Raw genomic sequence first — 14,535 nt, 5'->3', positions numbered from 1 at the left:
TGACTACCCATTCATTTAAATACAAAAACGCCGTATCAGTTAACTGATACGGCGTTTGGTATTTGCCCAGCCAGGTAGCTTATCAGGCCAGAACCAGATCGGTTACTAAGCCAGAACCAGATCGCTTCCCATGGCATTCTTCAGCTTTTTCATTGCATTCTTTTCCAGCTGGCGAATACGCTCTGCGGATACCTGATACACAGCTGCCAGATCATGCAGGGTCGACTTTTCTTCAGCCAGCCAGCGCTGTTGCAGAATATTACGGCTACGTTCATCCAGCTCACTCATTGCCTGAGCCAAACGACCGTGAGCATCTTGCTCATAGTTGTCGTTTTCAACCACAGTCGCCGGATCGGCACTGTGATCTTCCAGATAATACACCGGAGCCTGAGGCGCTGATTCATCGCTGTCGTCGTCAACACCGCCATCAAAGGCTGCGTCGTGCGCATTCAGGCGGCCTTCCATCTCGAATACCGTCTTGGTTTCTACACCCAAGTCATCGGCAATTGACTTGGCTTCGTCCTGGCTTAACCAGCCCAGACGTTGCTTTTTAGAACGCAGATTAAAGAACAGTTTACGCTGGGCTTTGGTCGTGGCGACTTTAACAATACGCCAGTTACGCAGAATAAATTCGTGCATTTCAGCCTTGATCCAGTGCACAGCAAACGACACCAGACGCACACCCACTTCCGGGTTAAAACGCTTAACCGCCTTCATCAGGCCGACGTTACCTTCCTGAATCAGGTCGCCCTGGTTCAAGCCGTAACCAGAATAACTGCGCGCGATATGCACCACAAAACGCATATGCGACATAACCAATTGACGGGCTGCTTCCAGATCACCTTCGTAATGAAGACGCTCGGCTAACGCTTTTTCTTCGTCAACCGACAATACCGGAATTGCATTAACCGTCGTAATGTAGGCCTCCAGGTTAGCACCCGGAGATAACGCATTAACGGCTAATAAACCTTGGTTCATCAAATACTCCTGAAACTTTCGCTTCAATAATACCGCTCTGAGTAAAGTGTATGATCAGAGCTTTAATGGCAAAGAAGTGTAGCACCTGCTTTCTCAGACAACCAATCCCTCTTTGCAGTTCCTTACTGGAACAATTTGTTGCCATAAAGCCGATATAGTTCCAAATAGAATATCAATCAGGAAGGAGCAATAGCTACCGGAGTCGATAGCTATTGTCATGCAGGGAACGAGCTAGTTATCTGTCTTGAGAGAATAAAGAGACACGTTTATGCCCACGTTCTGAAGACGCAACATCATTTTCAAATGTGATTACTAGATTTGAAGACAGCTCAGTAGCAATATCGGAAACACTAACATCTAAATCGAAAGGGAATTCAGGCAAACTTTCGAAATCAACGATTGCTAATGAAAAAGATCCATCAACCAATAAATCAGCATCAATAAAATAGCCTGCATAATTCTGCCCAGGCAGATCTTCCTCACTAATCAACGTAATTCTATTAAGCCCCTCGGGCTTTAAGTCAGATAGATTGCTAACAGAGAAAGTTAACTGATTCCCCTGAGTAGAGAGTTGGTCATTATAGATTTTTAAGGCAGAAAAGTCCGGGACAGAAACATTTCGAAATTCTTCTACATTCTGGACGTAAGTAAAATCATCACCATCTTCAACGATATGGTAAAAGTCACCGGAAAGACGTGAAGATGAAGGGATGACATAAGCCATACTCTCATTGAAGCTCTTCAGAGCATTTCTATCTTCAGAGTCTGATGAACCCACATGATATTCAACATCATCATAATCTGTTGCAATGCGTTCGCTTAACAACACAGTATCGCCAACATCTAAACGACCACCATCTGTTAGTACCACACCACTCTCAGTGTATACACTGAATACACCGCTATTACTTACAACAAGCGCCACATCTGCAGTATGCTGATTACCTTCAAAGAAGATTTTTCTCTCCTCATTGCCTAAACCATACTCAGCAGAAACAACGTTACTGACAGAAAAATTGGCAGTCGTAGTCACACTACCGTATTGGCTACTATCAAAGCTATGGTCACTGCAAATAGTAGGGTCTACCGTTTTATTTTCATTCAGGTTTATTGCATTGATTTCCAGATCATAACTAACAGGGCTATTAAGAGATGCCTGATCTTGACATACAGATGCAATCAAAACTTCTAGATTCTCCCCAGGAGTCGTTGAAGTGAACGTTGTTTGATCAGTTGATATGCGACGCCACTCACCACTACCTACTTTGATTGCAGCGTAATTTGCCTGGCTTACATCAAACGTCAGCACAGCAGCTACCGGAGCATCTGTTTGTGAGCCCTGATCACCCGAACCCTGGTCACCAGAGTTTTGGTCACCCTGATTCTGATCATTAGCACCAGCGTTATCACCTGACGATGAACCGCCACCGCCTCCACCACACGCGGTTAATAAAGCACTGGCAAGCAGGGTTAGTAAAAATGGTGTTTTTTTCATAAATCATTCCTTGGAAACAACAATCCAATCAAAAGAGAAGGGATAACTAAAGATGACAAGACAATCAATTGCTGATTATCTCTGCGCAGAATCATAGGGAGTTGAGCCCTAGAATCAAGGCTCAATCTGATCCAAATGACGTGCTACCGACCACCAGGCCCCGAGCCATCCCAGCAACATGGCAGACAGCAATAAGGCCATCGCAGCACCCGCTGACAACGGCTTTAATTCGAAACCAGAACCGTATAACCGGGCCAGCTCTTCCACCGGGCCGGATAACATAAACCAGCAAGATGCCAGCAGTACCCAGGCCAGCAGCCCACCCACAAAGCCATACCATAAGCCGGTGTACAAGAATGGACGGCGCACATAAGCATTGGTTCCACCCACCAGCTTGGTCACCCGGATTTCATCCACCCGGGCAGCAATCGCCAGCCGAATAGTGTTGCCAACCACCAGCAGAATGGCCAGTGCTAACAACACACCCAGCACCAAGATTAATCGCTCTCCCAGAGCCAGCATGGCTAACAGCCGTTCTACCCAGGCCATATCCAGCTGAACAGAGTCGACAATAGGATAGGCACTTAATCTATCAGCCAGCTGATTAATCTCACTCGCCTGCAATCCTAATGGCGGCTCAACCAGAATCACCGCTGGCAATGGATTTTCTGGTAGAAACTCCAGAGCCCGTTGCAAGCCGCTGTTGGCACGAAAGTCGTCCAGGGCACTGTCTGAGTCAATAAAACTCGTACTATCTACCTGAGGCAAGGCAGCAATTTGCTGACTGAGTTGCTGACCTTGCGTAATACTGGTTTGGGGTTCCAGATAGACGGTAATTCGCCCGGAAGCCTGAAAACGACCGCTGAGCTGTTCCATATTATCCAGCGTCATCCACAAAGCGCCGGGCAATGTCAGGGCAATCGCCACCACCAGCCAGGTTAATAACGCCGAGGCCGGATTCGCCAGCAACTTCACCAGTGTTTCCACCGCTGTCAGTTGATGATGGGCAAGCCAGGCGGAAAAGCGCGCCCGCACACCAATTTTATGTCCGGATGCGCCCTGAGCCGATGCTTTACCGGATAATGGCTTAGATACAGACTTAGAGGCTGCCATAACGCTCTTCCTTCAGTTGCCCCTGCACCATCTGCCCCTGATCGAGAATCAAGCGGCGATGGCCCATGCGCTCAATCAAGGCGATATCGTGGGTGGCAATCAACACGGTTACCCCAACCTGCTGAAAGCGAGTAAACAGATTCATAATTTCTTCGGAGAGTTCAGGGTCGAGGTTACCGGTGGGTTCATCGGCGAGTAACAATGGCGGTTTATTCACGACGGCACGGGCAATACCAACCCGTTGCTGCTCACCGCCAGACAGCTCAATCGGATTGCGTTTTTCCATGCCCAGCAAACCAACAGAATCCAGTGCGGCGCGCACCCGGCGCCCAGCTTCTGCCGGGGTATAACCCGCAATCTGAAGCGGCAGCGCAACGTTATCAAATACACTGCGATCAAACAGTAGTTGGTGGTTCTGGAACACCACCCCAACTTTGCGGCGGTGATATGGCACTTGTGACTGACGTAAGCGTGCCAGATTCTGGCCATCAATAATGACCTGCCCCCGGCTCGGGCGCTCCATCAGCATCATCAGCTTTAACAGAGTACTTTTTCCGGCACCGCTATGCCCGGTCAGAAAGGCGAACTCGCCGCGTTGCAGTTCAAAGTTGACGCCACTCAGGGCGTCTTTACCGCCACCGGATTCACTGCCGTAACGCTTACTAACCCGGTCAAAACGAACCATGACATCGGAACCTGCCATCCTCACCTCATAAAACGGTTATTGCTTAGCCCGATAAATACTCGAAATTAATCGTCCTGCTTGAACAGTGCCCGGGTAAATTCATCGGCATTAAACGGACGTAAATCGTCGATGCTTTCACCCACGCCAATAAAGCGTACCGGGATCTCAAACTGCTTCGCCAGTGCGAAGATAATGCCACCTTTGGCGGTACCGTCCAGCTTGGTTAACGTCAGGCCGGTGACACCCACCGCCTGCAAGAACTGCTTACACTGGTTGATAGCGTTTTGTCCGGTACCGGCATCCAGTACCAGCATCACTTCGTGTGGCGCGGTGTCGTCGAGTTTTTTCATCACTCGTACAACTTTTTCCAGTTCCTGCATCAGGTTGTCTTTGGTGTGCAGACGACCTGCGGTATCAGCAATCAGAATATCCACATTACGGGACTTAGCCGCTTCCACCGCATCAAAAATCACCGAAGCGGAATCCGCCCCGGTATGCTGCGCCACCACGGGCACATCGTTACGTTCACCCCAAACCTGCAACTGCTCAACCGCCGCTGCCCGGAAGGTATCACCAGCAGCCAACATCACACTCTTGCCGGCATTCTGGAATTGCTTCGCCAGCTTACCGATGGTGGTGGTTTTACCCACACCGTTAATGCCCACCATCAGAATCACGTACGGTGACTTTTCGCTGTCCACCACCAGAGGCTGCTGAGCGACATCCAGCATAGTGCGCAGCTCTTCGATTAATGCTTCAAACAGAGCATCAGAATCGCTTAACTCTTTACGGGAAATTCGGCCGGTTAAGCGCTCCATAATTTCCTGCGTCGCTTCCATGCCCACGTCGGCCATAATCAGCTGAGTTTCGAGGTCTTCCAGCAGGTCATCATCAATCTCTTTCTTACCCACCAACAGGTCAGCCAAACCATCCACCAAACCGCTGCGGGTTTTGCTCAGGCCAGCACGGATACGGCCAAACAAGCCTTTTTTCTTCTCTTCTTTCGGTGCTTGTTGCTCAGTGGCTTCTTCAAAGAAGGTCAGCGCTTCGCTGTTCTCTTCGGCTTTGGGTTCTGGTTCTGGAGTTGATTCAGGAGTGGGGGCGGCAACGGCTTCGACAACCGGCTCAGCTTTTTCCTGTTCAGCTGTTTCCCGTTCAACGTCAGGCTGAGTGAGTGCCTGCTCTTCGGCCACAACCTCTTCCACGGCCTGCACGGCTGTTTCAATCTCAGCGGCATGATCAACAGCGGATTCCGCTGGTTTCTGAGCCTGTTCTTGAACTAGCTCCTGGGCTTGTTCCTGGGTTTGGTCTTGAGTCTCGACCACCTGATCTTCAGCAGGTTTTTGCGCTTCTGGCGCGTTTTTTTTGCGCTTAAAAAAATTAAACATCGGTTGCTCGCACTTAATCAGATGCTATCCGGCTGATACTTGGCCAGCCGCGAGGAGTAAAGTCCGCTATCCTACCACTAAACCCCATTATGAATAAGGATGCGGACGTGAGATTCAGCCGCCGAACCCTGAATATCATCATCATTGTCTGTTTTGCCTCCGTCAGCTGGATTCACCTGGGCCAGAGTGACCCGGAAATGGAACCACTTGAGGCATTAACACTGCCCCCGCTACACGATAACCACTGGCAAAGCTGGCTATCTCAGGAGGGCATTTCGGTGAAGTGGCAACAAGTCAGTCAACCACAAGGTATAGCCCGGATCGTATTCGCCAACCAAACCCAGCTCGATATTCCGTTAAACGCCCAGCAATGGAGCGCTGAACTCAAAGCGTTAGCCGCAAACAAAGCGTTACACGACACGCTGGTGATTCTGCTGCAAGGCCCCTGGGCCAAAACAGAGATGCAGGGCATCGCTGCCTTTTTAATTCAACGCTTGCAGCTGCAACCTCACACACTGCCAATACCGTCCGCCGTTACTCACTGTGAACAAACCTTTGCCGCGGGCTCATTGTGGTTTCGCCAGCACTGGAGTCAGTCCGGGTCAATCAATCAGGAAAAGCCACTTCCCAATCGCCAGCAATGGCAGGATTTCCGCTTACAGCATACCCAGCAACTGCGCCAGCAATGGCTCTCTAATCCGGGCCAGCTCGACATTCAAACCGACATTGCCTACCATCGCCCGCCGTCGGATTATTATCAGGCGCTTTACCAGGCACTGGGCGATAGCCAGAAGTTTGCTGCCAGTGACTATCTAGACTGTATAAAACCTCAATAGGAACACAGCGTGAGTAAATCCACCCCCACCCAACAGCTTCGGATTATCGGCGGCCAATGGCGTTCGCGGCGATTACGTTTCCCGGCGGTGGATGGCTTACGACCCACCATGGACCGGGTGCGCGAAACCGTTTTTAACTGGCTGCAATTTGATGTCGAAGGCGCACGCGTACTAGACACCTTCGCCGGCAGTGGCGCACTGGGCTTTGAAGCCCTTTCCCGTGGCGCCAAAGAAGTGATTTTTCTGGAAAAAAATGCCAAAGCCGCGCTGCAATTAAAAGAGAACCTGCAAACCCTACAAGCAAAAAATGCTCAGGTATGGGCCGGTGATGCACTCAACTGGCTGGAACAAAACCCAGAGCCTTATGATTTGGTTTTCCTCGATCCACCCTTTGGTAAAAACCTGCTGCAACCGTCGATTGAGAAACTGCGCTTATTGCCGGGTGCGCTGGTGTATGTCGAACATGAAGCGAATTTAAAGCCGGAATTTCCACAGAACTGGAATGAGAAAAAAAGCAAAACCACCAAGGAGTTTTGCTTCCGTTTGTTTGAGGTGAGCTAACGCATCAACCGCTAGCTTCCATCTGGCTCTACCACAAACTCAACACGATCCCCCTGTCCTGCCTGATCAACCACACTAAGCTGATAATAACCAGGGACGAGTAATGGCAGAGTCACATATCGACTTTTCTGGGGTAATAATTCTCCATTTAAAAACCAATACCAATCTGGCTGCCCTCCTATAACCCGAGCGCGTAGCCGTGGTTTTTCGGTTGTGGATTGATGACGCTTAATACGCTGGTGGTCTTCAATTCCCTGAATTTCTACCCGCGAGACAGGCAGCAGTGCTTGATAGGGTGCACAACGCGGATCGAGAGCAGGTATTCTCTGCTCTGTACGCCAGTCCGGATTGATCCAGTGTTGTAACGCAGCAGGCCAGCGGGGGGAGGTGTGTGTTTGGGTACTTTCCACACACCCCAGATCAACACGTAAACCTGAATCACTGGCTAATAACGTATCCACCCAGGGCTTGGCATCCTGCTGTGGGTGTGAACTGATCTGCATCAGAGTTAATGGAGTTTTCTGGTCGATGGTCCAGGCCGTTCTGACCTGATCGCACATCTCTGGTGAAAGTGTTTGCCTGGCAGTGCCGACAGGCCAGCAAATTTCCTGCGCCGCCACATTATCAGGCCGACGTTGAATCACCGCAGACTTATGATTGTCAGGTAAGCGCGCTACTAATGCCCTTAATAATGGTATCGCTGTTTGCGCGCCATAATGACCACTCATCGTGGCATTGTCCGGCGTTCCGACCCACACGCCAACGGTATAATGATCGGTAACAGCCAACGCCCAGGCATCCCGATAGCCGGAGCTGGTACCCGTTTTTAATGCCAAGGGTTGAGCCACACCTGGGCGTTGGCGATCCCCCTGAAGTAACATATCGCGAACAATCCAGGCCGCCTCAGACGACATCAAAGGCCTAACGACCGAACTGACCTGCTGTGAAGAAAATCGCGGCACAATCACATTGCCACTATTACCCAGTGACGAATACAAACTCACCAGGTGACTCAAGCGCACATCTACTCCCCCCAGCGACATGGCTAAACTTGGAGCAACACCTGCGGGTAATGTTAATTGTGCATTGGCCGATTGCAGCCAGGCATAAAATGCTCGCGCTCCAATCTGATCCAATAACTGCACCGCCGGAATATTCAACGATTTCTGTAACGCTTCGCTGGCACTTACGGCTCCGCTGAATCCCACATCAAAGTTGGTTGGCCGATAATCGTTAAACGCCAGTGGTACATCCATCAACAGACTTTCGCTGTGAATTAAGCCCTGATCCAAAGCACGGGCAAAAATAAAGGGTTTTAATGCTGAACCCGGTGAACGTAAAGCCTGCACCATATTGATATGACCAAATCGGCTGTGATCGGAAAACTCAGCCGAGCCAACATGTGCTTTGATATTGCCATTACCATGTTCCATTACCAGCATCGCAACCGATGCACCATCGGGTAATAAGAAACGATTATCTGCCGCAATTTGCTGTGCCGTTAATTGCAGGTCACGATGGATAAAACTATCAATTCTCTGGAGGTGTGAATATTGATTCGCTAATTGCCGGGACAAGAGTGGAGCATGAACCGGAGCCGACATCACATTCAAACTCAAATCTTCCTGTTGAGCCCGCAACCGCTCTTCATTGCTGATAACCTTAAACCAGGCAAGGCGTTGTAAAACTTTATTGCGTTGCTGTAACGCCCGCTGGGGATGACGATCTGGCCGGTAATAACTTGGAGCCTGGGGCAAGCCTGCCAGTAACGCAGCTTGTGCCTGAGTTAACCAGCGAGCACTGTGGCCGAAATAATGTCGGCTGGCGGTTTCCACACCTTCGATGGTGCCACCAAAGGGAGCGTGATTGAGATAGTAGTGCAGAATTTCTTTTTTAGAGAAATGCCATTCCAGCTGTAAGGCGCGTAATAGCTGGATGAACTTTCCACCTAACCCATGCTGGCCACCGGCTGATTGTGGATAACGCAACCGTGCAACCTGCATGGTGAGTGTCGAACCACCAGAAATAATCCGCCCATATTTCAGCCATTGAAATAATGCCCGGCCTAAAGCGATGGGGTTGATGCCAGGGTGTTGATAAAACCAACGGTCTTCGTAGGTGAGCAGAGCGTTAAGGTAATACTCCGACACCTCCGATTGTGTAACCGGATAACGCCAGACGCCCTGCTCATCAGCAAAACGCCGCAACGGCTCACCCTGACTATCAACAATGATCTGAGCACCCTGGCGAGGGTATAAATCGGCCGGGAAAAGACGATCTGCCAGCCCGATAACCAAAATCAGAGCCGGCAGAACCCATAAACGGCGATAGCTTGTTAATACCATTTGTTACGGCTTAATGGTTAACGTTCCTGGCGCTGTACCCAGTGCGTGATAAAACGGTCGATACATATCTTCTGCATATGGCGGTGGCACACGGTATTCTCCCGGAGTGACGGCACGCGCCAAATAAAATAGCTCGCGACTGCGATATTCGTTCAACGGTACGGCAGCAACAAAGCGGTCATCACGGTATTCCATATGTTCCACCTGACTCTGAGACTGCCAGTCGGCAACACGTCTGCCATCAATCATCAGTTTTGACATATCAACACTGGCATCTGCCAGGTTCTGATTTTCTAATTCCAAGCCAGCCGGTAATAAATCGACAACCAGCGCATCCGGTAATGAACGCCCAGCAGAAACGGTTAGCCTCACTAATACCAGATCACCCGCAGTTAACTGCTGTAATTGAAGTGGTTTGCCATCCACATCAAAATAATCGCGCGAAATTGCAATTTCGTTTGAATATGGCGTTGGCGGGACTTGATGCTCCCCAATTAATTCCAGTGACGCATACAAGGTGCTATCACGGCTGCTGATATTCTCAATAGAGTTCAGTTGGGCATAATCAATCAAGCTGGAGAAAATCCCTTTTTCAGAGATTTCCTGCTTAAAGTCAGAGGTCGCCAGCAAGGCTTCTGTTGTACCTTGTTGGTCGAGTGTACTGGCAATCGCAGCCTGGAATAACGCATTACGTTCCTGAGTACTTAACCAGGTGCGCTGGCGGGCAATATCAAAGATAGCCAATAACTGTTGACCTTCCGCAACACCGGCTTTTGCCAGAACGGCGTACAACAGAGAAGCATCGCGTAACTCACTGCCATAATAACCGTAATAGCCTTTACGGTAGCCCGTTAACTTCGCTTTATTAAACACTTTTTTTGCTAATTCATTATCACCGGCTTTTTGTAACGCATAACCCAGGTGAGCCCAGGGTAACCCGGAACGGGCATCGGTATTTTCCTGCTGTTTATATAAACGACGTAACTGCGACAGTGATGCCTGATTCGATCGTGCCAGTACATAAGCAGCATATGCCTGAGTGGCAAAGCGATAATATTCCTGAGAATCCGAGTAAGAGTAGTGAATATTGGTGCTGCCCGACAGATAGCTGCGCAAACGTTGTGTTGCCCTCTGTAAAGATGAATGAGGAACTTTTGCTCCGGCATCACGGGCGGCTGTCAGGAAATCAGTAACATAAACGGTCAGCCAGTTAATTTCATTGCCACTATTACTCCATAAAGCAAAACCACCGGAGTTGCCCTGACGTTTTAATAACCGGTCAACGGCTGCTTCCATCTGGCCACGACGAAATGCCTGATCAAACCCGGCCTTAAATTGTTTCTCAATCTTTTCTTTAAGTTTAAAACGTTCTGCCAATTCCGGCGTAACCGATACCCAGGGATAACCACTACTGGTTGTCTGTTCGGTACAGCCGTATGGATAACGCAATAACGCATCAAAATGACTGCCGATATCAATGGGAGGTTGTGATGAAATAGCCAATCGGGCCTGAACACTGTCCGGAATTAATCCTTCGACGCTCAACGTCGGTTGCCAGGGTGCACCCGGCTCAATAACTGCCATTTGTTTACGGATAACCGACGGATAAGCTGAACGAGTATAGATCGACCAGGCTTTATCAATTTCGATTGTGTTATCGACATTAACAACCCTGGCATGAATAGAGCCTTTTCCGATTTTTTCAGCGGTTATCGGGAAGTTCAGTACTTTTCTCTGTTTATCAGCCAGGTCTACTTCTTGCTGCCATTGTTGTGCCTGTAATACACCTTCAACCGAAAATTCTACCTTGAACTGTTGTTGTGCTCCGGATTGATTCGATAAATCCAATGATATTTCTGACGTATCACCGGGTGCCAGAAATCTCGGGCGAGATAACTGAGTGACCAGAGCATCTGCCACCTGCATTTCAGCTTCGTTACTGCCATATGCATTGTCAGACCAGGCGACAGCCATCCAGCGCAACGTGCCGTTAAAGTCAGGGATTTCTAATTCAACACTGGCTTTTCCATCGGAATCAAAACGAATTGCTTGCGCTTGTAGCGAGATAATTTGTACGTCATTTTTTGGCTTATCTCCGCCACGGACTAATTCTGCTGCGGACTTTTTAAAGCGTCCGCCGCCAAAACGCTGTGAGGAATAATCAAATCCAGCATTTTCGATAATTTTTCCATACACATCATATAACTGATAATCATAGCGACGCGGGCTGAACCAATACGATAGCGGATCAGGTGTCTGGAAACGTTTGATATTCAACACTCCCACGTCCACGGCCGCCAGGCTGACCCAGACATCTGATGCCGGATCAAAATCTGCCGTCATTTGCAGTTCCGCTGTAACACTACGTTTGGGTTGTACCCGTTCAGGCACTTTAATTTCAATATTCAACGCAGCATCCGGGCGTTGTAATGGCAAATGCAATAATCCAAGCGCGCGTTTTGGCGCTACAGCATGTTTCATATCACCGGGGGTCAGTACTGTTGCGGTAAAATATAAATCATGGCGTTGCCAGTTTTTATCAATATCAATCTGAATATCCGTGCCTTTAGCGCTGACATTCAGTTGCTGACGCCACAGAATTTCATTATTCGATTCCAACGTTATAAAACCCAGGCCATCAACAGCCGGAATCACAGTTAAAGTCGCGCGCTCACCAGGTTGGTATACATCACGATCCAACTGCATCATCACCTGATCCGGCTTCATACTGTCTGAGTTGTTATAGCCCCAGCCACTCCAACGGGTAGAAAACCGATGCGTGGTTATAATATTGCCACGTTTATCCTGTACCTCGAGGCGATAACGCCCCCACTCGACCGGGACGGTAAACACTGCGGGCACCTGCCCATCAAACTCCAGACTGCCGGAAAATACTTCGTAATGTAATGGATCATATTCCCAACTCCAGCCACGAGAATCGCTGTAACGCCAATAATAGTTCCGGTTTTCACGTATTAACCGGTATTGGTAGTGATTGCCTGATAGCAACTTGCCCTGATTGTCGGTCAAAATAGCTTTAAATGTGGCACGGCTATTATCATCTGCTCTTCCATCAAACTGAGGCTCCAAACCAATCAGTTCCTCACTGAGGATATTTGTGACAACCGTACGCCGGGTGACAGGTCGACCACCACTTTCATATAAACTGACACTCGCGATCAGAGACAGTGGCGATTTAATATTACGCCATTGATTCATCGGAATTTTTATCTCGCCTTTACCTGAGTCATCAAGTTTCGATGAATAAATTTTTTGTTGTCGGGGTCTTACTTTTTCCTGAGCAAGACCAAAGTAATAGCTTTTCCATTGCTCAAACGGATGCTTTTCTAATTCAGCAATCACCAGCGCATCGTATTTATTGCCAGAAGCCGGGGCTCCATATAAATATTCACCCAGCAACGGAATGTTAACCTCATCTTTACTGGCCGTTTGACGATACGCTTTGTCATCACCATCAAACAAAGTCAGTTTCAGACGTTCTGGCATAAACTCTTCAACGGAAAATTCATAACGGTGGCGCAGCTCTTTTGAGCCTTCACTACTGAATTCAAGCCGCCAGTTACCAGTTTTGACGTTATCATCAAGTTTATAGCTGAACTCATAACGGCCACTACGGGAGGGGCTTAGCGTACGTTTAACAACACGGTTGGATGTCGCATCATACAGTGCAACATCCAGTGGCAGGGGGGCAGTTTTTTTCCCGTCAAAATCTTTTAATAACGCAAAAACATCAACCGTTTCACCCGGGCGATACAGGTTTCTTGGCCCCCATGAAAATACCTGCAATGACTGATGGCGTGTTGTTGGGTTTTCAAATGCTGATAAATCGAGCGGGCTATGCTTAAAATCTATAACCGTATATTGCTTGCCCTGCTGGGCAACCAGTGTATTGCCTTTACTATAAAAAGACTCAAACTCGGCTTCGCCCAATGCATTCGTTGGTTGCTGACCCAGTAGTTTTTTCCCGTTATAGATGCTTAATAATATATCCGGAAGGGGTTCACCGGTTTTAATTGAGTTAGCATTAACACGCATTATTTTACTATTACGGCGTACGCTTAAACCAATATCGCTGATCGTAAAAAAGTTAGTTGAAAAGCGGCTTTTATATAAGCCTGGAGATGACAGCACGGCAACATACGCACCACTCTGCTGCAATGCCGCTATTTCTGATAAATCCAGATTAGTTGTCGTTCGCTGATTACGCTGGTGTTCAATCGGAAAACGACCACTAAAAACCATCTCGGTTTCTTGTGCAAAGCGATTCAGACTATAACTGCCTTCGCGCTGTTGATGAGAATAATGAATCCACTGGCCAATAAGCTCCGGCTGAATTCGGAAAATCTCAAGATCCACCTCATTCACATTTAACGTTGTCACTGGTAACGCTCGGCGCAGTGCATCCGATAACACATAACCATCACCATTAAAGCTGACACTTGGTTGTGTACGACGGCTACGGAAACTGGCATCACCGGGTTGCACCAAGGTGCGGCCATTAACCGCTTTCAACCCTGGCTTAATCTTTACCTTAAATTCACGATCTGGTTCGATAAAAGGGTAGATCAGCGCCAATCCATTACTGTCTAACACCCAATCTTGTGGGTTTAACGCAACATTATCCATTTGCAGAGATAATGTCTGACGCCAATTACTACTGGCATCAACAGGAACGGTTACACGTACCACAATTGCTGGCCCATTGTTCCAGCTTTCTTCTTTGATGGTACTGATCTTTTGCGGCTGCCCCTTATACTGCTGCGCCATGAATGCTTGTTTCAACTGCTTAATTCGCTGCTGATATTTCTGTTTCAGGCAATTGGAATCCAAACACTGATTACGCTGTAACACCCAGCTACGTTGAGCCTGAGTTAACGAATCTTCTTTTTCCAGCTGACCATAAAGCCGCCCCAGCTCACTATCCAGTTGTGATACTGCGGCATCTGAGCAAATAGCTTTTTCAGTTGAGGTCGTCGCTTGGGAACAATCAAAGCTGGCTGCCTGAGCCAGACTACTGATCAGCAAGAAAGCCACAATCATTGAGTGACATAATGACGTCATAACACATCCTTTTGAGACAGAGTCGAATTAATAAAATAGAACAGGCTCTCTT

General features: G+C 48.5%; 9 protein-coding genes. 2 read left to right on the top strand and 7 right to left on the bottom strand.

Annotation, left to right across the window (positions count from 1 at the left end; all coding sequences use genetic code 11):
- Positions 1-105: 105 nt before the first annotated feature.
- The 5 genes from rpoH to ftsY form a co-directional block, all read right to left on the bottom strand.
- Positions 106-978, bottom strand: coding sequence for an RNA polymerase sigma factor RpoH (rpoH, locus tag ACO05E_RS08250; RefSeq protein ID WP_419812501.1), 873 nt, complete (start codon positions 976-978; stop codon positions 106-108).
- A 235-nt stretch (positions 979-1,213) separates the two neighbouring features.
- Positions 1,214-2,473: a hypothetical protein gene (locus tag ACO05E_RS08245; protein WP_419812500.1), complete on the bottom strand. Its 1,260-nt coding sequence runs from the start codon at positions 2,471-2,473 to the stop codon at positions 1,214-1,216.
- A 114-nt stretch (positions 2,474-2,587) separates the two neighbouring features.
- On the bottom strand, positions 2,588-3,586 hold the full coding sequence (gene ftsX, locus ACO05E_RS08240) for a permease-like cell division protein FtsX (protein ID WP_419812499.1): 999 nt from the start codon (positions 3,584-3,586) through the stop codon (positions 2,588-2,590).
- The gene (ftsE, locus tag ACO05E_RS08235; RefSeq protein ID WP_419813673.1) at positions 3,573-4,271 is read right to left on the bottom strand and encodes a cell division ATP-binding protein FtsE; all 699 of its coding nucleotides are present in this window, start codon (positions 4,269-4,271) and stop codon (positions 3,573-3,575) included. Before ftsE ends, ftsX begins: the two co-directional genes overlap by 14 nt.
- A 65-nt stretch (positions 4,272-4,336) precedes the next feature.
- Positions 4,337-5,659, bottom strand: coding sequence for a signal recognition particle-docking protein FtsY (gene ftsY / locus ACO05E_RS08230; protein ID WP_419812498.1), 1,323 nt, complete (start codon positions 5,657-5,659; stop codon positions 4,337-4,339).
- Between the two features lie 107 nt (positions 5,660-5,766).
- On the opposite strand from ftsY, the gene ACO05E_RS08225 reads away from it, so the two are divergent.
- Both ACO05E_RS08225 and rsmD read left to right on the top strand, forming a co-directional pair.
- Positions 5,767-6,495, top strand: a complete 729-nt coding sequence (locus ACO05E_RS08225; protein ID WP_419812497.1) for a hypothetical protein — start codon at positions 5,767-5,769, stop codon at positions 6,493-6,495.
- A gap of 9 nt (positions 6,496-6,504) precedes the next feature.
- Positions 6,505-7,056 carry a 16S rRNA (guanine(966)-N(2))-methyltransferase RsmD gene (gene rsmD / locus ACO05E_RS08220; RefSeq protein ID WP_419812496.1) on the top strand — a complete coding sequence of 184 codons (552 nt, stop codon included), beginning with the start codon at positions 6,505-6,507 and terminating at the stop codon, positions 7,054-7,056.
- Between the two features lie 11 nt (positions 7,057-7,067).
- Here the strand turns inward: rsmD and pbpC are convergent, their stop codons facing one another.
- Together pbpC and ACO05E_RS08210 are read right to left on the bottom strand one after the other, a co-directional pair.
- A complete protein-coding gene (gene pbpC, locus ACO05E_RS08215; RefSeq protein WP_419812495.1) occupies positions 7,068-9,401 on the bottom strand; it encodes a penicillin-binding protein 1C in 2,334 nt (777 codons plus the stop codon).
- A gap of 3 nt (positions 9,402-9,404) precedes the next feature.
- On the bottom strand, positions 9,405-14,483 hold the full coding sequence (locus tag ACO05E_RS08210; RefSeq protein ID WP_419812494.1) for an MG2 domain-containing protein: 5,079 nt from the start codon (positions 14,481-14,483) through the stop codon (positions 9,405-9,407).
- Positions 14,484-14,535 lie beyond the last annotated feature (52 nt).

The sequence above is a fragment of the Bacterioplanoides sp. genome, from assembly GCF_965226395.1.
GTDB lineage: Bacteria > Pseudomonadota > Gammaproteobacteria > Pseudomonadales > Oceanobacteraceae > Bacterioplanoides.
This window is presented reverse-complemented; position numbering and strand designations above follow the sequence as displayed.

Bases quoted from the DNA above. Each gene is read 5' to 3' on its own strand.
- ACO05E_RS08245 (WP_419812500.1), bottom strand. From the start codon at position 2,473: ATGAAAAAAACACCATTTTTACTAACCCTGCTTGCCAGTGCTTTATTA.
- ftsE (WP_419813673.1), bottom strand. From the start codon at position 4,271: ATGGTTCGTTTTGACCGGGTTAGTAAGCGTTACGGCAGTGAATCCGGT.
- pbpC (WP_419812495.1), bottom strand. From the start codon at position 9,401: ATGGTATTAACAAGCTATCGCCGTTTATGGGTTCTGCCGGCTCTGATT.
- ftsX (WP_419812499.1), bottom strand. From the start codon at position 3,586: ATGGCAGCCTCTAAGTCTGTATCTAAGCCATTATCCGGTAAAGCATCG.
- ACO05E_RS08210 (WP_419812494.1), bottom strand. From the start codon at position 14,483: ATGACGTCATTATGTCACTCAATGATTGTGGCTTTCTTGCTGATCAGT.
- rpoH (WP_419812501.1), bottom strand. From the start codon at position 978: ATGAACCAAGGTTTATTAGCCGTTAATGCGTTATCTCCGGGTGCTAAC.
- ftsY (WP_419812498.1), bottom strand. From the start codon at position 5,659: ATGTTTAATTTTTTTAAGCGCAAAAAAAACGCGCCAGAAGCGCAAAAA.